This window comes from Winogradskyella sp. (genome assembly GCF_028282165.1).
In the GTDB taxonomy this organism is placed as follows: domain Bacteria; phylum Bacteroidota; class Bacteroidia; order Flavobacteriales; family Flavobacteriaceae; genus Winogradskyella.
In genome coordinates this window covers 93,858-115,060 of sequence record NZ_JANQIM010000021.1, presented here as the reverse complement: position 1 = coordinate 115,060, position 21,203 = coordinate 93,858, and the positions used below count along the sequence as shown (strand labels likewise).

General features: G+C 36.0%; 19 protein-coding genes. 10 read left to right on the top strand and 9 right to left on the bottom strand.

What is annotated here, in order from left to right; genetic code table 11:
• The 6 genes from rpsI to Q0972_RS08910 all read right to left on the bottom strand — a co-directional run.
• Positions 1-363 (bottom strand): 30S ribosomal protein S9 (rpsI, locus tag Q0972_RS08935; RefSeq protein WP_299365007.1); only part of this gene is annotated, 363 nt, incomplete at its 3' end.
• Complete coding sequence (gene rplM / locus Q0972_RS08930; protein WP_299365005.1) at positions 363-818, bottom strand: 50S ribosomal protein L13; 456 nt, start codon at positions 816-818, stop codon at positions 363-365. The genes rplM and rpsI, both read right to left, overlap by 1 nt.
• A 196-nt stretch (positions 819-1,014) precedes the next feature.
• Positions 1,015-1,449, bottom strand: coding sequence for a universal stress protein (locus Q0972_RS08925; protein ID WP_299365003.1), 435 nt, complete (start codon positions 1,447-1,449; stop codon positions 1,015-1,017).
• A 138-nt stretch (positions 1,450-1,587) separates the two neighbouring features.
• Positions 1,588-2,544 (bottom strand): L-threonylcarbamoyladenylate synthase, encoded by a 957-nt coding sequence (locus tag Q0972_RS08920; RefSeq protein WP_299365001.1) that lies wholly within the window; start codon positions 2,542-2,544, stop codon positions 1,588-1,590.
• The gene (locus Q0972_RS08915) at positions 2,544-3,266 is read right to left on the bottom strand and encodes a hypothetical protein (RefSeq protein WP_299364999.1); all 723 of its coding nucleotides are present in this window, start codon (positions 3,264-3,266) and stop codon (positions 2,544-2,546) included. The genes Q0972_RS08920 and Q0972_RS08915 overlap by 1 nt, the downstream gene beginning before the upstream one ends.
• 3 nt (positions 3,267-3,269) lie before the next feature.
• Positions 3,270-3,815, bottom strand: a complete 546-nt coding sequence (locus tag Q0972_RS08910) for a sigma-70 family RNA polymerase sigma factor (protein WP_299364997.1) — start codon at positions 3,813-3,815, stop codon at positions 3,270-3,272.
• Between the two features lie 119 nt (positions 3,816-3,934).
• On the opposite strand from Q0972_RS08910, the gene Q0972_RS08905 reads away from it, so the two are divergent.
• The 7 genes from Q0972_RS08905 (at position 3,935) to Q0972_RS08875 (ending at position 13,916) form a co-directional block, all read left to right on the top strand.
• Positions 3,935-5,329, top strand: coding sequence for a DUF4412 domain-containing protein (locus Q0972_RS08905; protein ID WP_299364995.1), 1,395 nt, complete (start codon positions 3,935-3,937; stop codon positions 5,327-5,329).
• 25 nt (positions 5,330-5,354) lie between these two features.
• Positions 5,355-7,601 (top strand): T9SS type A sorting domain-containing protein, encoded by a 2,247-nt coding sequence (locus Q0972_RS08900; RefSeq protein WP_299364993.1) that lies wholly within the window; start codon positions 5,355-5,357, stop codon positions 7,599-7,601.
• A 10-nt stretch (positions 7,602-7,611) separates the two neighbouring features.
• Positions 7,612-8,253 carry a hypothetical protein gene (locus tag Q0972_RS08895; RefSeq protein WP_299364991.1) on the top strand — a complete coding sequence of 214 codons (642 nt, stop codon included), beginning with the start codon at positions 7,612-7,614 and terminating at the stop codon, positions 8,251-8,253.
• A 12-nt stretch (positions 8,254-8,265) separates the two neighbouring features.
• Entirely contained in the window at positions 8,266-8,823 is a 558-nt protein-coding gene (locus Q0972_RS08890) for a hypothetical protein (RefSeq protein WP_299364989.1), read from the top strand.
• 10 nt (positions 8,824-8,833) lie between these two features.
• A complete protein-coding gene (locus Q0972_RS08885) occupies positions 8,834-10,147 on the top strand; it encodes a tectonin domain-containing protein (protein ID WP_299364987.1) in 1,314 nt (437 codons plus the stop codon).
• A gap of 3 nt (positions 10,148-10,150) precedes the next feature.
• Positions 10,151-11,020: a hypothetical protein gene (locus Q0972_RS08880; RefSeq protein WP_299364985.1), complete on the top strand. Its 870-nt coding sequence runs from the start codon at positions 10,151-10,153 to the stop codon at positions 11,018-11,020.
• Between the two features lie 82 nt (positions 11,021-11,102).
• Positions 11,103-13,916, top strand: a complete 2,814-nt coding sequence (locus tag Q0972_RS08875) for a CHAT domain-containing protein (RefSeq protein WP_299364983.1) — start codon at positions 11,103-11,105, stop codon at positions 13,914-13,916.
• A gap of 104 nt (positions 13,917-14,020) precedes the next feature.
• Here Q0972_RS08875 and Q0972_RS08870 read toward each other — a convergent pair whose 3' ends face one another.
• On the bottom strand, positions 14,021-14,650 hold the full coding sequence (locus Q0972_RS08870) for a response regulator transcription factor (protein WP_299364981.1): 630 nt from the start codon (positions 14,648-14,650) through the stop codon (positions 14,021-14,023).
• Positions 14,647-16,575 carry a tetratricopeptide repeat protein gene (locus Q0972_RS08865; RefSeq protein WP_299364979.1) on the bottom strand — a complete coding sequence of 643 codons (1,929 nt, stop codon included), beginning with the start codon at positions 16,573-16,575 and terminating at the stop codon, positions 14,647-14,649. Before Q0972_RS08865 ends, Q0972_RS08870 begins: the two co-directional genes overlap by 4 nt.
• A gap of 177 nt (positions 16,576-16,752) precedes the next feature.
• On the opposite strand from Q0972_RS08865, the gene Q0972_RS08860 reads away from it, so the two are divergent.
• From Q0972_RS08860 to Q0972_RS08850, 3 genes are read left to right on the top strand one after another with little or no spacing between them, the layout of a single operon-like run.
• Positions 16,753-17,235 carry a hypothetical protein gene (locus tag Q0972_RS08860; protein WP_299364977.1) on the top strand — a complete coding sequence of 161 codons (483 nt, stop codon included), beginning with the start codon at positions 16,753-16,755 and terminating at the stop codon, positions 17,233-17,235.
• 12 nt (positions 17,236-17,247) lie between these two features.
• On the top strand, positions 17,248-17,805 hold the full coding sequence (locus Q0972_RS08855) for a hypothetical protein (protein ID WP_299364975.1): 558 nt from the start codon (positions 17,248-17,250) through the stop codon (positions 17,803-17,805).
• A 24-nt stretch (positions 17,806-17,829) separates the two neighbouring features.
• Complete coding sequence (locus tag Q0972_RS08850) at positions 17,830-18,240, top strand: hypothetical protein (protein WP_299364974.1); 411 nt, start codon at positions 17,830-17,832, stop codon at positions 18,238-18,240.
• A 90-nt stretch (positions 18,241-18,330) separates the two neighbouring features.
• Here Q0972_RS08850 and polA read toward each other — a convergent pair whose 3' ends face one another.
• Positions 18,331-21,195, bottom strand: coding sequence for a DNA polymerase I (gene polA / locus Q0972_RS08845; protein WP_299364973.1), 2,865 nt, complete (start codon positions 21,193-21,195; stop codon positions 18,331-18,333).
• Positions 21,196-21,203 lie beyond the last annotated feature (8 nt).

Below are 21,203 nucleotides of genomic sequence, written 5' to 3'. Positions count from 1 at the left end.
CTTACGCGCTTTCTTCTGACCGAATTTCTTACGCTCTACCATTCTTGGATCTCTTGTTAATAGACCTTCTGGCTTTAATATTGCTCTGTTTTCAGCATCAACTTCGCACATGGCGCGAGATAATGCTAAACGTATAGCTTCCGCCTGGCCGGTGATACCACCTCCATATACGTTAACAGTAATATCAAAGTTGCCATCATTGTTAGTCATGACTAAAGGTTGATTCACTTTATACTGCAAAGGCGCAGTAGTAAAGTAATCTGCCATGTCTTTTTTGTTCACCGTAATGTTACCTTTTCCTTTGGCAACATATACACGGGCAACAGCCGTCTTTCTACGGCCGATTTTGTGAATTACTTCCATTAGTTAAATTCGTTTAAATTAATTGTCTTAGGCTTTTGAGCTTCGTGAGCGTGCTCAGCACCAGCAACAACAGTTAGGTTGCGGAAAAGTTGTGCTCCCAGTTTGTTCTTAGGCAACATTCCCTTTACTGACTTCTCTACCAATCTGGTTGGGTCTTTCTCAAACATTTCAGTAGCAGTCAAGCTTCTTTGACCACCTGGATAACCTGTGTGACGGACATAAGTCTTTTCTGTCCACTTGTTTCCAGTTAAGTTGATTTTTTCTGCATTGATAACAATAACATTATCTCCGCAATCAACGTGTGGCGTAAAGTTAGGTTTGTGCTTTCCTCTCAATAGTATTGCTACTTTTGAAGCTAAGCGACCTAAAGTTTGTCCATCAGCATCAACCAAAACCCACTCCTTATTAACGGTAGCTTTGTTAGCTGAAACTGTTTTGTAGCTTAATGTATCCACACTAATTTGATTTATAATTGCATTTTTTGATGCAATAGATTAAACATTCCTCTTCCAAAAAAGAGTTTGCAAATCTACGATAACTTATTGGATTGACAAACCTTGTCAAGGTTTTTTTTAGACTGAAAATCAGTAGTGTTAACCAAGTGTAAATATAACTTGATCAATTAAGGAAAATATAAGGTCAAATAAGGATTTAATCTAGCGGTACGATTAAAATCGGAACCTTTGTTTTTTTTACAAGACTGTCTGCAACACTTCCAAATATCGCTTTGTAAAATATACCATGTGTTTGGCGTCCTATTATAACGAGGTCAATGTTTAGTTTTTCGGTTTTTTCAATTAACGTATCTACCGTTGTACCTTGAATTAATAGAGCATCAGCCTCTAGGCCTTTTCGATTTAAACTTCTAGCAAAACCTTGAATTTGCTTATGTTCTTCTCTAAGTTCTTCGGCACGACTATCTCTTATAGATTGCGGACCAGCATCATAACCGATAAAGTCTGGATTTGGAGCGGCCACATGAATTAACCATACTTTAGAGTCAAACTTTTCTCCTATTTCGTAGGCCTTGTCTAAAAGTAATTGTTCATTACCCTTAAAGTCTATAGGAAGTAAAATATTTTTCATGATGAAAGGATTTACAATTAAACACCCGTGGTCGTATACACTCTTTGAAGGTAGCTAATAATTCAGTTTTAAAATATGATATAAATCAATGAAACCAAGAACAAGAAAAGACTGTTTTTTCAATTCGGCAAGGCATTATTACTTAGTAGCTCTTAATAATCTATCATTAATGGATTTACCGAGACCATAATCTGGTAAGCGCTCTGCGATAATGATGTCAAGATCTTGTTTATCTAACTCATGAAGCGCATCGTATAGTTTTGATGCAGCTTCTTCAAGGTTTTGGTCTTGTGTCAATACAATTTTGAAGTCAATAGCATCATCATTTAAAATATCATTGTAAAGCAATAATCCAATACGTTTCCCTCGGTATTCTTTAATGATTTTCTGAAGATTATCAGTTAATACGGTTTCTGTTTTTGGTGCATAGTGGCGCTCTAGCATTCCAGGTGCTTGAGGTGATACTTCTTTCTTATTCTTAATTTCGATTTTGCCAACCACAGCCTCTATGGCTTCAATTGAGGTTGAACCCAAGCGATAGATGATGGGTTCGTCATTTTCAAAACCAATAATGGTCGATTCAATACCTTTTTTGCTTGGACCACCATCCAAAACCATTTTGATTTGATTTTTAAAATACTCTTCTACATGTTCTGGTTTGGTAGGACTAATGCGATTAAATGGATTGGCACTTGGTGCTGCCACAGGGAAATCTAATTGATTTAATAATCCTAGAGTTTTAGGATGATTTGGAACGCGTACGGCGACTGTATCTTTACCAGCAGTGATTAAATCTGGAATAATGCTTTTCTTTTTTAATACCAAAGTAATAGGTCCTGGCCAAAATGCATCTGCCAACAGTTTTGCTTTTTCGGGAATGGATGCAACTATATTGTTTAAATAATCTACCGATGGAATATGAACAATCAGTGGATTAAAAAAAGGGCGTTGTTTAGTTTCAAAAATCGCCTTAATCGCTTTTTCTGAATAAATATTGCCAGCTAAACCATAAACTGTTTCTGTTGGAATAGCAACTAATTCTTCTGCACTCAATAATGCAATAGCTTTCGAAATATCTTTTGAGATTATAGACATCAGTTGTCCTGTAGTTTCTGCAAAAGTACTTTTCTTTCTTTAGATTTAAACGACGAACCTAATTTATCTAATAGTTCTAGCTTTGATGTAGCTTTAAGGGGTTGTTCCTGTTTTATGAGGATAAGAGACATATACCATAAAGTTTCGTCGGTGTAACTGAACTTAAGATCTTCTAAGTCCTTAAGTGTATTTAAGGCTTGGTCAAATTTACCATCATTTAATAGGGACATGGCAAAGTAAAACTTGTAGTTGGGATTGCTGTTAGTTTGCAGAAGTTCTTCAAATGCCTTCGTAGCTAAACTATAATTGCTAGCTTCATAAGCTTTGAATGCATTATAGGTATTGGTTTCTTCAGAACCTCTTACTACGGGTTGCTCTACATTTGGATATACCTCATAAAATTCATTATATAAAGAACTTGCACTGGGCTTTAGTAAAAAGGGTAAGCATAGGGCTATAATTAATACCGCGGCTACCAGATAATAAAAGGTTGATGATTTATACCAGATGATTTTTTTAACACCCTCTTGTTCGTCAATAGAGGTTAAAAAGGCTTTTAGTTCTTCTGCTTCGTGAGACTTAAACGCCAGATTTAAATTTGAATATTCCTCGTACAAAGCTTTAAAATCATGATCAGACTCAAGCAGAAGCGTAAATTCTTTTTCTTCTTCCTCGGACAAGCTTTGCCTAAAATATTTTTTTAATAAGTCCTCTTTATTCATCACTTATTTGGTACTAACTAATGATTTTATACGCTTCATGCATCTCGATTTATGACTCTTTACAGTATTAGCATCTTTGTATTGGGTTTGCTCTACAATTTCCTGTACGGTCAAATTCCTATAATAGTACAAGCGCAATAACTCTTTACAGCTATCAGAAATGTTTGCTATAAGTTTTGAAAGCTCTTTTTGATAATAATTTAAGCTGTCATCATTGAGTTCAATGTCTTCAAAATCTTCAATGTTGTTTTCAATTTCTATCTGTTTGTTTTTTGACTTACAGAGTTTATAAATCTTATGTTTTCCAATACCAAATAAATACGTTTTAATACTACTCGATGTAAGCTCCAATTGCTGCATTGTAAAATTTTGGTACATCGCTATAATGGCATCTTGGTATACGTCTAGGGCGTCATCATTTTTTAACTCAAAACGCCTGCTATAATTTATAAACTCTGATTTATAAGTTTTGTAGACAAACTCAAGTGCAGATTTATCCTCAGCTCTAAGACGCTGTTGTAAATCATCTTCTCGAATAGTCTCTGCCATTTAGTTCTTTTTGATTTGGAAAAGTTAACAGTAGATAACAAATATAATTTTTTTTGAGCTGCTGTTAACCTTTCGATAAGCGTCTGTACTAAAAAGTGTTAATCTAATGTATCTCAACTATGAAATTTCAGAAAACACTCTGCCTTGTTTTACTCGCTCTTTTAACTGTTAGTGGTGCTGAAGCCCAGATCTTTAAGAGGTTAAAAGATAAAACAAAAGAAAAGTTAGAACGTAAAGTAGAGCAGACGATTGATAAGGAAATAGATAGTTTTTCTCTCAAAAAAAACAAGAATAAAAAACAGCAAAATCAAAAGGAACAAGATGTTGCTGATAAAACACCCTTAAATAGCACAAGTGGTTCTGCGATACTAAAACACAGTTTAAAGTATGGTAACTATATCATTGATGAATTTGGAAAAGCAACGTTAGAAAGAACCAACAAGGCTGTAAAAATATTTGGTTCATGGGTAACGCACGGTGCAGATATTCACGATGGTTACGTTTTGGAGATTCCTAATGGTTATGAGCTTTTATTTGAAGATGATAAGCCAAAGCAAACTCAAATTGTCCTAAGCATACCTGAGGAAGCCACATTAAAACTATCATACGATCCCATATGGGAACCAGAATTAGAGGATGAGAACGGATTTTCATCGGCAGTAACAAAAGACTACCAATCCTATAATCTCGAAGCCGGAAAGGTGACTATAGATGTAGTAAGCAAGGATAATATTCAATTCTCTTTTTCTGGAGAGATTCAGTTAGAGACACGAATTAAAAACCCAAATAATAGTGAGGACGAATACACATCTTCATATGAGTCCGCAAATTTAACTGGAGCTATAGATGTTGGGCCCATTCAATTCTTTGATAACAGAATAAAGGAAAAACCAAGCAAAGACACACAAGAATTTGATATGCCTTTGATTTCAGGAGATGCCCCAGCTGCAGGCGTGTATCATTTTACTTTCGAAACCGAGGTTAATATCACTGATTTGGATGAAAACGAAACCTATAAGATCTCATACCTCATGAACCCGGCAGCTAAATATATTGGAATGAAAGCCGACATGTCGGCGTATAGTGATGAAGAGGTTCAAGGTGAATCTATAATTGTTATGGATGGTGATGATGTGCACATTTTTGTTGAAGCTGAAGGCATGAAAATGCGAATGTCTCAAGGTATGATGGGCAGTCAACAAATGCAGAATCCTAGTAAGGAAATGGCGAACTACGATTATACAAATCTGACTAAAACTGGACGAACAAAGACAATTTTAGGAGCCAGTTGCAATGAATATATCATGTCTGATGATAAGGTAAAGATTGAGCTTTGGGCCGCGCCAAGTGTTAATCTGCCCAACTGGTTTATACAAAATAACAGTATTCTAGAAGGTCATATTATGGAATATACCATTAGCTCTAAAGACGGCAATGTAAGAAGTGAAACAACAGCGATAAATGATCATATCAGTAAAAAGATTAACCCAAAAGAATATCGAAAGATGTTTTAAACAACAATAACCTCAATAATTAATCATGAAAAAATATTTACTCCTTTACACTTTAAGTTTCTGTGCATTATTTGCTGTAAAAGCACAAACAACATTTGTGCCTGATGATGCCTTCGAATCTCGACTTATTCAATTAGGCTTAGATTCTGGTCCACTAGACGATCTTGTTTTTACAGCTAATATTAGTGATCTGGAAGATTTTGATTTTGGTAACTTCAATGTTACTGATATTACGGGTTTACAAGATTTTGTAGCATTAAAAGACTTAAGACTAGATGGTGATATTGTAGACCTTAGCCCAGCGGAAGGTTTGGTGAATTTAGAAGTCCTTTCTATAAATGATGTATTAGACACCACTTTTGATTTTAGTGCCCTGACCAATTTACAATACCTCTACATTGACGAAGTTTCTATGACGACTGTTGATTTTACTAGCAATAGTGAGCTTATAGAACTTAGTATAGAACAAAGTGGTGTTACCGAAGTGGTCTTTGGATATCATCCGATGCTAGATGATATCTACTTTAATATTACAGATATTGAAACCTTAGATTTTTCTGGATGTGAGGCTTTGAGAGTCTTGCTTATAAATAGCACCAGTGCACTTACAGATGTAGACTTATCTCAAAATTTGCTTTTAGAACGTATAGAATTTGATGACAACCCTGTGTTGCCAGTTATGGATTTGTCTACCAATACTGCTTTGAATGATGTTCGTGCAGAAGACAATCTCTTATTAGAGACCATTTTTATTAAAAACGGGAATAATACAAATATTGGTCAAAACTTTAGAGTTAAAGATAACCCTAACTTAACCTGTGTAGAGGTCGATGATGTGGATTGGAGTAATACGTTTTGGGGATTTACAACAGACAATTTCCAAGGATTTAGTTTGTCCTGCGGAAGCCCTAACACTACCGTAATGATTCCAGATCCCAATTTTGAACAAGCCCTTATAGATTTAGGAATCGATTCAGACGGTATCATCAATGGTCAGATATTAGAAAGTGATGCTCTAGGGGTTACCGATTTGGACGTGAACAGTTATAATATTTCTAACTTAACAGGAATTGAATTCTTTACGGATTTAGAAGTTTTGACAGCCTTTAATAATAATATAACAGCCGTAGATCTTAGTCAGAACACACAGCTAACAACCATTCTTTTAGCTTTAAATGATCTAACAGAAATTGATCTGTCCAATCATCCCAGTTTAATAAGTTTAAGTCTTAACGACAACAACTTAAGTGCCATCGATCTATCTAATAACTTGCTATTAACCCAATTGTTTTTAAACCAAAATAACCTTTCTGAAGTTGATTTATCAATGCTCTCAAATCTAGAGAACTTAGGATTAAGGTCTAATGCGATTGTTGAATTAGACCTTAGTCAAAATCCAAATATTACAACTTTGTTTTGTGATGATAATGCGCTTGTCTCGTTAATAGTAAATAATGGAAACAATATCAACTTTACAAATTTCGAAGCTCAAAACAACGCGGAACTATCCTGTATTCAAGTCGATGATGTTAGCTATAGCAATACTAATTGGTTAAATGCAGAGCCACAATTCAACTTTGATGCTCAAGTTACATTTGGTTTAGATTGTGCACCTACCAACGACGATTGTGCAGAAGCAACTACATTGACTTTGGGCGAACTTACGGCTGGTACTACGATCAGTGCGACCTCTTCAACAAGTTTTCCGAGTTGTCAACCCGATAGCATTGTGCTTATTGATGTTTGGTACCAATTTACGGCCCCATCTTCTGGTATTGTAACGGCCATAGCAAGTGCAGATCTAAACAATCTTAATGTCAATGTGGCTATATATAATGACTGTAATGAGGCACAACCCATTAGTTGCGATTCAGGGACAGTTGAGGTCAACAATTTAGTCCCTGGGCAGACCTATTATGTGCAATTATGGATTGGTGGTAATCTTGATGAGCGTTTTGCACAAAATATTAACCAAGTCGGGGATTTTACCATAGAAGTTTTTGATACAACTACCTTATCGATTGATGAAAATGTTGCCCTATCCGATGTAAAGCTCTTTCCAAATCCAGCGGCTTCGGAAGTTGACATTCAGACACAATCTATTATAGATAGTGTGTCATTATTTGATATATCCGGGAAGCAGGTGTTGTCTATAAATGCTTTAAATACCCAAAACCATAAACTAAACCTACAAAACCTATCCAAAGGCTTATATCTCATACGAGTTAAAAGTCAAAATACAGTTATCAATAAGAAGCTATTAATCCAATAAAGTAACAATTATGAAATTAAGACAGATCACCGTGCTTGGTGTATTGGCAATACTATTCACCTCTTGTTTGGGGGATAAAAAAACGGTAGATATCTCAGAAATGGGAGATATCAGTTTTGTAAATAAAAATTTTAAAAACAATCGCATTAATTATGCTGAAGGCATGAGTGCTTGTGACAAGTTGAGTACTCAAGACATTGCCGGTATTTATGGAGTTTCTCCTGATGAAATTTTATTAGATGACCCTCTAAAAAATCAGCACAGACGCGCTACTTCAACACCCGTTTGTTCTTTCTATGTAAAGTCTGGAGATTCTGATTTTTTATGGTTACGTGGCTCTATTTCTGTTTCTAGAGAAATTGGGAAGGATGAATTTATGGGCGAAGTACATGAAGCTACTGGTGGTGGTGAAAACTGGGAAGAAGCTTGGGCCATGCAAAAATCAATATCTAAATCTTCAGAGTGGGTGGAAAATCTGGGCATGGCTGCCGTATGGAACGCTAACAATAAAGAATTGAAAATAAAGTTCAAGGGTTATACTCTAAATGTGTATCCGCCAAATAACAGATCTAACCAAGATGAGGTTGCAAAAAATAGGGATTACAAAAAAGCGGCTATAGACATTGCTAAAGCTGCCGGATATATTAACTAAAAACCATCGAAAATGAGACGATTAAAATATATGCTAATAGCGATGTCTTTAATGTTGGCATCGTGCGCAGGCGAAAAAGACAGTTCTAAAAATGATACTCAAACTAACAGTGATGTGCTTGAAGCCAGTGAAAGTAAAATAGACATTGAAAAAATAAAGCAAAGGCTATGCAATGAATTCCCTAAAGAACTGGTCTTGTCATATAATCCAGGTGGCACACATATAGATATAGAGACTGTTGATAATGGCTCGGGAGGCATATTACACTGTAATGCAAAATTATTTTATGGTAAGAAGGAACATGAGTATTGGAAAGGACAGGTTTCTGCTCATATTAACCAGATGCTAGATCCTTTTTGGCAATATAGTCCAGAAAGAAATGCCACACTATATCACAAGGTAGAGGGCTTAGGTGATAAGGCTGTTTATATCTCTAACATGTATCAGTTACAAATATTAAAAGAAGGGGTTTTGTATACCATTACACCGCCTTATCATGGCAATACCACTACTAGTGGAAAGGAAAACAAAGCCATTGCCTTAGAAATTGCTAAACACTATAATTTATAAAATACAGATTATGAAATTAAAGGGAACATATACAATTGTACTGTTTTTAACATCCCTAATGCTTGGAGCCCAAGGGTTTGTAAAAGTAGGTGGGCAGGCTACAGATATCGCTATGAGTCCAAAAGATGGAAGTGTTTATGTGGTTAACGCCTCTAAGAATATTAAAAAGTACGATTCTAGAAGCAAAAAATTTTTGGTGTTTGGTAAGCAATCTAAAAATGCAACATCAGTTGCTGTGCATACCAATGGCAGTGTTTATATGACCTCTACTTCAAACGAAGTATACATCGATGTCAACGGTAGATGGAACAAAATACCAGGGTTAAAAACCAAAGAAGTAGATATTGATAAACAGGGAAATATTAGAGCTTTGGATTTATCCGGAAAACTAAAAAAGTTGTTTCAAGGCCAATGGAAAGATCAAAACCTGGTGAATAGAAATACCTCTGGGTTCAACCAGGTATTAGGAAAGGATTCTAAAACTCTCTTTGCAAGATTTAAGGATAATAAATTCAAGCAGTTTAAAAGTGGCAAATGGAATACCCTTAGTGGAAGTCCGCTTAAAATCACAATAGATGACAAAACGGGAAAGGTCTATGCTGTAGGGAGAAATAAAGGTATTTATGAATGGAAAAGCACTTCAAATAAATGGATATTGCTAAAAAATACAAGAAAGGATTTTAAAGATATCGCTGTACACAATGGTAAAATATGGGCTATTGGTACGGATAAGTCTATTTACTATTATGACAAGAACAAAAAACCCACCACACCTAAAGATTACTCAGGGACGTACAGGGTTACATTTACAAAATTGTACATAAGTATGGAAAACAACAAGAGGCCATTTAGCTCAATTGAAATTTTCGGAACTATAGGAGTCTACGTAAGTGCAGAAACAAAATCTGGCAACTCCCAATTGATGCCACTTGATAATAATAAAAATAGAGTTTGGGATGTTAGTAAAAGCAATCCGCGGAAGACAAAGGATATTCAGAAAAAAACTATCAATTGGATCCATCAGACCAATGATAATGATAAAAAATTGTACGGAACTCGTGAAGTTAGTAAAGAAATAGATATTGGAATAATACGCGAATTTAGAGTTGCAGGCGAAGCTGCAAATGAAAGTTTAACTTTTGATATTCAATCAGATCTTACACAGAAATTATTAACTCATGATGATCCATTTAGGTGGCGGCGAATAAAATTTAAGATAGATGATCTCCAACTAGGTAAAGAATACTTTAGAACAATGTCTCATCTAAATGGGTTAGGGGGTTATCTCTCTGCGTTTATAGGGTTCAAAATAGAAAAACGCTAATTCATGAAAACACTAAGCACAAAAATCACGGTACTATTAGTAGTGATACTGTTTACAAAAGTAGGGATCGCCCAAAATCAGGTTAACGCCAATGGAACGTCTTTCAATTCAAATTTAGAAGTGGTAAAAGCACAGATTTCTAAAGAGAAGTTATCGCTAGTCCTTTATGAAGTTGACAAGTCCGATCCCAAATATCAAACCGATAATTGTACTGATTGCCCCGATGGTAAATCTTTAATCTTGGATGTGGATTTTAAACGAGGATTTAAATTCCCCATAGAAGAAACCGATAGTGTATATGTCCGTGTTAGTAATTTACAAGAAAGTCTAGCGGAGTATAAGTTTGCATCTCAAGAGATTGATGAATATGAAAGTTCTAGAGACAGAGCGGAGGAAGCACAGCTTAAAAGTAATGCTGAGGTTATCAAAGCAAAAAGTATGGCTATTTCCAAACAATTACAAGAAGGTAAAATTACGCCCGATGAAGCTCAAAAACAGCTCATGGCCTTAATGGAACCTCAATTCGAGGCTTTGGAAAACTCTGCGGCAATGAAGAACCTTGAAAATATAGATGAATATCAGGAACGATCAACCTATTCGATAAATTTCTATAATAATGAAACCCTAACCGATACCGAAACTTTTTCGGGATACCTGTACATTAAAACATTTAACGAAACCACATTTATAGCTGAATATAGGGGCGAGCTTATCGAAGAATGTGTTGAAAAGCGTGCTGCAAGCTCCATTGAAGCGGAGCAAAAATGTAAATCAACTCTGTCTCAATACTTGCCAGATGCAGAAGTATTGAGCGAAGGTCCTGGCGCTATTCTTATCAATGTTAAGATAAAAACGTTTTTAAATAACAGGTAATTCACACTTCTGAATAAATAGAGCGTTTGTGATAACGTTCTATTTATTCTAATTTAGGGTTTTCCAATCAATAAAAATCAAATTGAGCTCTATATTAAAGCTAGGTCTTATCATATGTATTACACTTCTCAATTTCAGTAGTGCCAATGCTGAAATATATACTAGACCATTACAAGATTCTATAATACAACAACCAAGTGATAAAGCTAGCCAACTGTTGGCCAATAAGCAATATGACGATTTACTGGCCTTCTGTAAAGCGCAAATAACTAAGCTTTTAAAGCAAGCGCAAAAAGACAGTTTAGAGATAGCCATGCTGTACAAGTATGAGAATAAGGCGTATTATCAACAGGAAAATTATTTAGAGTCAATTAAAAGTGCTAAAAAAGGAATAGCATTTTGCAACAATACGGAAGAGGGACGGCAACTAAAAGGAAAATTGTATAGCGATAAAGCTTCTTCCGAGACCTATTGTAGCAAAGATAAAAGCACATTTAATTCGACTTTAAATGCCATTAAATACTTAAGAAGTGTCAAAGATCCAGATTACGATTATTTAATTACATCCTATAGATATTTATCAGAACAGTGTGCCTATCATGGCAATTTTGATGATGCTAAGATGTACCTAAGACAAGCCGAAGAATTGTATCATAACAATAAAGAAGCTGTAGATCTAAGCGTCACCGATGCAAGTGGCTATATTTACAAATACGATATAATTTTAGACTACAGTAGAGTTTATCAACTCTATAAATATGGCAAAACAGCGGCCGATAGCTTATTGATTGAGCAAACACTCAGAAATTTTGAAGCCTACAATAAACGGTCGAATTTTCATAAAAAAAGGGATGGTGTATATTATACAACAGCACTCAGTCATATAGGTGACTGGTACTGCAGTAGAAAGCCAGAAGCCGAAACTTCAAAAGATGATTTAGAAAAGGCATCTCAGTACATCAACAGATCCATTGATTTGATGGAGAAAAAAGGTTATGGTGGGGTGATATTGTCGATCAAGTACAACAGAGTTAAACTATTAGTACGAACTAATGAATTGGCAAAAGCAGAATCTCAGATTAATGAACTTCTTGGTGCCCTATCACTATCGGATAGAAGACGACCATTTTTTTTAGCACAAAAGGGTTTAATAAAAGCGAAACAAAAACAAAAAGATTCTGCTATTACCACGTTTTTAAATGCTATTGGAAAAGTACATTCCGACTCTATTCAGCTCACACCGTCTTTAGACAATTTTAAGCCGAGTGGTGTTTTTGGTCATACCAATTTGCTTCTTAGGATTTCAGAAGAACTTCATAAGTATTTCCCTAAAGATTCTACGGCCCAACAAATAGTAGCCAAATTATATCCTTTGGCATTTTATCAGTTCGAAAACAGCTACGACAAAAGAAAATTCAATAAAACCCAAGAAACATTCCTAAAAAAAATCATTCAAGGCATTTTAAGAAGAAAAAAGTTAGGGTATAATAAAGACATTAAGCACATTGATCTTTTAAATCGTTTTGAAAATATACAAAATCAACTGGCTTGGCAGAAGTTTAATCAGAACCGTCAAATCGACAATTTTCCAGAGCTCGATTCACTTCAATTTCGAAATTACGAGCTACGAAGCCAAATAGCAGATTTAAAGTACAAAGCGCAAATCAGTCAGGCAGATTCTCTGCAAACATTATTAAGTCAAACCGAAAAGTTGACTAAGGAAATGTTTCCTAATTTGGAGTTGTTTGATGAGTCAAACTTTAGAGTTGTCGATTTAATGCAACAACTACAGCCACATCAAATGGTTATAAAGTATGTTGTTTTTGATGATGAGATAGCAATTTTCACGATTTCTAAAGATGTCGTTGATGTTATTCTAAAACCATGGTCGGAATTAGACCAACAAAGCGTTGAAACCTTTATGGCAATGCTGAAAACAAAAGCATTCGATGCAAAACAAGCACAAAACTTAGCAGATAAGCTTCTGCCAGAGATTGATGATATGGTCACCCACGTCATTATAAATCCAGATGAAATCTTAAATAAGCTGGCCTTTGAAGTTTTAATGCAGGATGATACTAATTTGGTTGAAAACTTAAGCATAAGCTATACCTCTAATTTAGTCTTTGTGTTTCCTTCGGTATTTCAAGAACAGCATTCCAAAGAGCTGGCCATCTACGCACCCGAATATCCACGATCTGCCAATATGTTGCAGGTAAGAAGCAAACCCAGTTTTTTGGAAGGCGCGCTAAAAGAATCTGAGTTGATCAGCCAAATGTTTTCGTCTAGTTTATATAACGGTAAGCAACTTACCAAACAAGATTTTATTGAGACAGCTTCACAATACAAGCTTTTACATTTAGCCATGCATGCAGATGTGGACCCCGCACTTTCGGGTATCAGTAGATTATTATTTAGTGATGCATCGTCACAAGCTGATGACTTGTATTTAGAAGAATTATATGGCTTAAATCTCAATGCCGATTTGGCTGTGCTAAGCGCTTGTAATACAGGTGTTGATGAGAGCAATAAAGGGAGTGATATAGAATCTTTTCAGCGGGCATTTACGTTTGCAGGTGTACCTGCCACGATTGCAAGTCTGTGGGAAGTGCCAGACTGGCCAACAAAGGAGATAATGGTTGGTTTTTACTCTAATCTCAAAAAAGGACAAACCAAATCGGAGGCACTCAAAAACGCCAAACTCAGCTTTTTGGAAAATCACAAAGGCACTAAGCTGGCACAGCCTTATTATTGGGCAGGGTTTGTGCTCTACGGTTTAGATGAGCCCGTTAGCACTAAAACCATGAGCCTTTGGTACTGGTTGGTTATTGCTATCGTCTTATTGTTTATTGGTCTTATGTTATACAATCGTCAAAAGAACAATGGCAAAGTATAGTTTATAGTTATTTGATGTACTCCTTACTCCTGCCATCAGTGTCTAAGTCTAACTATAGATTTTTTGATGAATATTTCCAAAATATACTTTCTTAAGTAACTTTTTTACAAATGCTTTAAAGCATAGTTGACTAAGCCCGTGTTACTTTTTATGCCCAATTTTTTGTGTATGTTTTTTCGATGGGTGTCAATGGTATATTTGCTCAGATTGAGCTGATTAGCCATCTCTAGCGATGTTCTGCCTTTTACAATAAGCTGAAGAATTTCTTTTTCCCTTTTGGTTAAGTAAGATGCTGTAGATGCTATTTTTTCCTGTCGAAACCAATTTTCAATCTCTTTAGGAATAGTATCGCTAAAAAAATAATCGCCCTTCATAAGGGTATGGATGGCGGAGATCAACTCCGTTTTTTCAACATTTTTAGTGACATAGCCTTTAGCACCGGCATCTAGCATCTCTATCACATCGGGTATTTGATCGAACATGCTAAGTGCCAATACCTTAATATTTGGATAATCTTTTGTTATGGTTTTTGTTAAAGAAACACCATCTAACACAGGCATTCTAATGTCTGTAAGTATAATGTTTGGCGAAAGACCATTTTCTAAAAGTTTTAAAACCTCTACACCATTATTGGCTTCACCAATGGTTTCAATTTCTAGGGCTTTAGCTAATATGGAATTTAAGCCATCAATAAAAAGTTGGTGGTCGTCTGCTATAATAACTTTAATTCTCATAAAGGAATATTTAAAATTATAGTGGTGCCATTACCTTGAGACGAATCAATAACCAACTCACCATCAATTTTAGTGATTCGTTTTTCGATATTAATTAAACCAATTCCGGTCTTCACAGCGTTGATATCAAAACCTTTCCCGTTATCCTCAACCACGATATTGAGTGTGTTATCGTGTTCAGAGAATTGTACAATGGCTTCGGTTGCTGAGGAATGTTTAATAATGTTGGTCAGTAGTTCTTGGATAATTCTAAATATCTGAATTTCGAGCGTGTTTTCAATCCGCTTGTTAACGTCTACATTAATAACCTTAATATCTATTTTTTTTGAATCTGAAATTTGTTTTGCAATACTTTTTGTGGATGGAATGAGACCTTTGTCGATCTGAGCACCAAAGTTTTTGTTTTTTGAAATACTTCGGATTTCGTTGTAAGTATCGTTCATTAGTTTTTTCAGTTTGTTATAAAAGCCTGAAAAATCGTCCTTATTATCATAGCTTTCGAGATAAAGCTTTAGTGTGGCGACCTTGCTTCCTAGGTTATCGTGCAAATCAGAAGCCATTTTGGAGCGTTCTTCTTCCTGAGCATCTAGTATAGCATCAATACCATCTAATTCTTGTTCATGGAGTTTTTGCTCCAATTCCTGTGCTTTAATCGTATGCTCTTGTTCTAAGATAATACGTTTTCTACGTGCATTTTTTAACTGCAGGTAAATAAATAAACATAACAGACACAATACAACCAAGGTAGCAAGCAACAGATTGCGGTTTTGTTTACGCTTATAGTTAGCTTGTAGGTTTTCTGTTTGAAGTTGTAAAATTTCCTTCTCTTTCTTTTCAGTTTCATATTTGGTCTGAATGTCTAAAATGGTCTTTTGGTTGTCCGCACTGAGTAAACTATCGTTGAGTGTTTTGGCTTTTTCTGAAAATTCTAAAGCTTTGGGAAAATTATTCAATCCTCTATAGGCTTTAGATAAATTATTGTAAACAAAAACCTGTTGCTTTCCTTTTACATTTACTAAAGCTTCATTCAATAAAGAGGTAGCCGTTTTGTAGTCCTTGTTTTTGAGATAGATATAACCCAGATTACTCTTTGTAATCTCAATTCCTGATGTTAAGTTAAGTTCATTTTTAAGAGCGAGGGCTTTTTCAAGATACGCTTTGGATTTAACAACATCGGTTTCTAAATAGATATTCCCAAGGTTGTTGTATGTCATTGATAATGATCGCTTATCATTGACACTTTTAGCTAATTGTTCGGCCTCGTTGTAATAGTTAATAGCTTTAACGGTATCTCCTTGTTTGTAGTGTTGGGTTGCCAGGTTTGGTAATGTAATCAACTGAAATTGGGTAAGGTTATTTTTGTTAAATATCTCTAAGGCTTTTTCGCTATATTCTATGGCTTTTTCAAAATTATCCAACTCAGCAAAGGCACTCGAAATATTACTGTAGCATTTGGCGGCATTGAGGTTATCATTGCTGGCTTCAAAAAAAGAGGCACTCTCCGTTAATGTTGAGATGGTTTTCTCATAATTTCCTTGTCTTAAATAAATAGCCCCAAGACTTATATTAATAATGGCCACACGTTTTTCGTCCTTATGTTTTTCTAATAGTTTTATGGCATTTTTAAAATATACAGTTGCAGAATCTAATTGGTTAGTAAAGAACTGAAAACGCCCAAGTTGATTGCTGGTTTCAGCCAAAAGGGAATCATTCTCTTTGAATTTGTAAGCTTTATAGGCGTAAGCTTTTCCTTTGTTTAAATCGATACGCTCATGGAGTTTTGCTAATATCAAATGTGTTTTAGCAACTTCAAATGAATCGTTTGTGTTTTCAATGACATTAATCAAGCTATCTATTTCTTTGGTTTGGGAATGCATCAAAGACATAGACAGACCTAATAGTATAGCAAGGAGATGCTTAGTCATAATGAGTTAATAGCTAAGTACTAAAGTTACTAAATATTTTATTCCAACTATTTGAGGTCAATAGAGTCGTATTCAAAAGTATCTTCTTATGCCAAAATCTTATATACCTACAATTAGGTATATGATAAGCGATTTCGTGACGATAGCTTTATACCATTAACCAAAACGCTATTAATTATGAAACTCAAATTACTTGTATTAATACCCTTACTTATTGTGTTGCAAGGTGGTGGTTGCAGTAGTGATGATGACGATGGTGGCGGCTCTATTAATGACAATTTTGTTACGTTTCTTGGCGAAACCACAGAAGCTACAGGCGGCTGTAATGTAGAATCCCAAGGTGGATTAGACATTACTTGTGTGTATTCTGGATTTTATCAGTTGGATGGGTTGACTTATGGTATCGCTGTTAGTCACGAAGGGACATGTCGATCGGCCACGTTTAATCTTAGAGATGAATTAAATGACTCAAGTGATGCTTTTTTAGTCCTACAGATAACAGACAACGGGGTTGTGGTGGAAACTTATGTGAGTATTTCTGGAAGTGTAGATTTAGTTGATGCTGGTACAGTCAGCAGTATGCGGTTTGAGGGAACAATGAGAAATTTGGCAACTGATGAAGAAGAGACAATCGAAGGGTTTATAGAATGCCCAATTTAAAAGTCTTAATTAATGAAAGCATTTAAGCTCTTAATATTAATTTGCCTCTTATTGTTTTTTGCTTGTGATGAGGTTGAAGAATTACTTGAGCAAGAGATCGATGTTGAAACCACATTTATCACAGAGTTGGAAATTAACGTTCCTAATGGGCCAACCCCAGAAACGGCTATGGATTTTCAATCCAATACAGGCTTATGGGATTTTAGGGAAGATCCTAATGTAATGGAATATTTAGGTGACTCAGACGAGATTACCAAAATTAGAATTAATAGCGTCCGCTATTTTTATAAAGATGTCGTCGGAAACCCAGATGCTTTTGTTGAGGGCGAAATCGTAATTGCAGTGGGGCAAGCTGGCGAGGAATACGAAACAGCAGTAGTTAATTTATCACAAGCCGATTTTAATAATACCTTATTTACTTTAGAGGGTGATTTTACCAACGTCAATACGGCACTGACACAACTTAGAGCCATTGCTTTTTTCTATTCAGGATCGGTTTCTGATAATCCTGTGCGTTTTGTAACCGATGTTTCGATTAACTGTACGGTGACCATAAAACCAGATATATAAAAGATTAATCAATTTATAATAACCATGAAAACCATAAAATATCTATTTGCATTTTGTCTTTGCTTCACACTATTTTTAGGGTGCGACGAAGAAGAAGACGAGAATGAAGAACCCGACCGCGTGAATGCATTGGCACAGTTTAATAATGATCGAGGCATAGGTGGATGTTTCCCAAGTTATGCAGTAACCTTTGTAGTGTCTTATCGCGATATTCAGGCGTTTATTGATTTGCCTGCTCAAGGCACAGGATTTCTTAACTTGTTGGTGGAAGATGGTGAGTCTATCAATGTTCAGGTACGAAGACAAACGGATGATGCGGTTGTCGCCGACGCTAATGTGTCTGTTCGGACGGACTCTAGACCAGAATCCTTAGCGGATGAGCCGCGCATTGTAAGCTTTTGCGAAGTCTTTGATCTAAGCTTTCAGAATTTTTAACTCAAAAATAGAATATAGGCTATTAATTAATCGACCATTATACTTCCCTTTAAAAACAGAAAACAGGTATTGTTTTCTGTTTTTTTACTATCAATGCGCCTCCAGCCAATTATCACCAATGTCTAGATCAACATCTAAAGGCACAGCAAGCTCATAAGCATTTTCCATTTCTGTTTTAATCAGCATTTTAATGTTTTCCAATTCGGGCTTGTAAACATCAAAGACCAATTCATCATGCACTTGCAACAGCATTTTTGTTTTATACTCGCCTTCATTAAGTCTTTTATGAATATTAATCATGGCAATCTTGATGATATCTGCCGCACTACCTTGTATCGGTGCGTTAACTGCATTTCGTTCAGCTGCACCTCTTACCACGGCATTTCGGGAATTGATATCCTTTAAGTAGCGACGTCGACCCAAAACCGTCTGTACATAACCATTATCCCTTGCAAAATCCACCTGATCTTGAATGTAATTTCTGAGTTTTGGATAAGTGGCATAATACGTTTCGATAAGTTCTTTAGATTCTGAACGTGTTAAGTTCGTTTGGTTACTTAAGCCAAAGGCAGAAACACCATAGATAATGCCGAAATTCACTGTTTTAGCATTACTACGTTGCTCTCTGGTCACTTCAGAAATTGGCACATTGAATACTTTTGAAGCTGTTGAGGCATGAATATCTTCACCATTCTTAAAGGCCTGTATCATGTTCTCTTCTTCGCTTAAAGCGGCAATAATCCTCAGTTCTATTTGCGAATAATCCGCAGCAAGTAAGGTGTAGTCTTCATTCTTTGGCACAAAAGCTTTGCGGACTTGTCTTCCACGTTCGGTACGAATAGGAATGTTCTGTAAGTTAGGATTATTACTGCTCAATCGGCCCGTTGCTGCAACGGTTTGCATATAATCTGTGTGAACACGTCCTGTGTTTTCTTCGACCTGTTGAGGTAGCGCATCGACATAGGTGCTTTTTAATTTTGAAAGCCCTCTGAAATCGAGAATATTCTGAATAATCTCATGGTCTTTTGCCAGATAACTTAATACATCTTCTGCTGTTGAATATTGCCCCGTTTTTGTCTTTTTGGGCTTATCGACCAATTTCATTTTTTCGAAAAGGATGACACCCAATTGCTTTGGTGAAGCAATGTTGAATTCCTCACCAGCGGCTTCATAAATACGTTTTTCGAGATTCGCAATATCAGTATCCAACTCTTTCGATAATAAACCTAAAAAGTCTTTGTCTAAATTAATCCCTTCCAATTCCATATCCGCTAAAACCCTCAACAGTGGAATTTCGATATCATCGAACAGCTTTTGGGTATTGGCTTCGCTGAGTTCTTTTTCAAAATGTTCCTTTAATTGAAGGGTTATATCTGCATCTTCAACGGCATATTCGGTCTGCTTTTCGAGAGGAACGTCGCGCATTGATAATTGATTCTTCCCTTTTTTGCCAATAAGCTCTGTGATTGAAATAGGCGTATAATTCAAATAAGTCTCCGCCAGCACGTCCATATTATGACGCATATCCGGATTGATTAAGTAATGCGCTAACATAGTGTCAAACAGCTTGCCTTTAACTTCAACATTATATTTAGCAAGCACTTTAATATCGTATTTTAAATTCTGGCCTATTTTCTCAATGCTTTCACTCTCAAAAAAAGGTCTTAATTCTTCAATTAGCGTTTGTGCTTCACTTCTGTCTTCTGGGAAAGGCATGTAAAACCCTTTGCCAGCTTCCCATGAAAAAGCTATGCCAACCAATTCTGCTTGTAATGGATTGATACTGGTCGTTTCTGTATCAAAGCATACCGAAGATTGGCTCATTAAATTCTTCACAAACAGTTTTGTGGCCATTCCGGAAGCGATACTTTGATAAAAATGTGACGTGGTTTCCGCAGTTTTCCTTGTATATGCTGAAGATGTTTCAGTAGCTGAACCATTGGAATCCCCAGTGGCGAATAACGAAAACTGACCTGCACCAGCAGCTTTTTGTTCTTTGGGAGTAACTTTTGGTGTTGTTTTTGGTGCTTCTTGTTTTTGAGTAGGTTCAGCAGTTGTTGTTGCAGGAGTTTCAGTAGCAAAGGTTTTTAAAAAATTCTCGGTGAGTCGTCTAAATTCCAGATCTTGGAAAATTTCTTTCACCTTCTCAATGTCAGGATGGTCCAATTCAAAATCCTTAGCGTCAAATTCTACAGGGACATCTAGCATTATGGTCGCTAGCTTCTTAGATAATAGACCAAGCTCACCATTGGCTTCAATTTTTTCCTTCATTTTCCCTTTCAATTGATCCGTGCTGGCCAAAAGACCTTCCATGCTGCCAAATTGATTGATGAATTTTTTTGCAGTTTTTTCACCAACACCAGGCAATCCCGGAATATTGTCGCTAGAGTCTCCCATCATGCCCAAAAAGTCAATGACTTGCAATGGGTTCTCCACTTCAAATTTTTTCTGAACTTCTGGTATTCCCCAAGTTTCATAACCGCCACCAAAAACAGGTTTATACATAAAAATATTATCGGTTACTAATTGTGCAAAATCCTTATCTGGTGTCACCATAAAGACTTTGTAGCCTTCTTGTTCTGCTTGTCTAGAGAGTGTGCCTATAACGTCGTCTGCTTCATAGCCTTCCTTCACCATAATTGGAATATGCATGGCTTCTAGGATATTACAGATATGCGGAATTGCCGTTCTAATACCTTCTGGGGTTTCATCTCTGTTGGCTTTGTATGCTTCGTACATTTCAATTCTATCCACACTTCCACCTTTATCAAAACACACAGCTAAATGGTCTGGACGCTCACGTTTTATGACATCTAAAAGTGAATTCATAAAACCCATAATGGCAGAGGTATCTTCACCTTTGGAATTGATTCTTGGATTTTTTATAAAGGCATAATAACCGCGAAAAATAAGGGCATAGGCATCAACTAGGAAGAGACGTTTTTGGTCTGACATGTATTTAA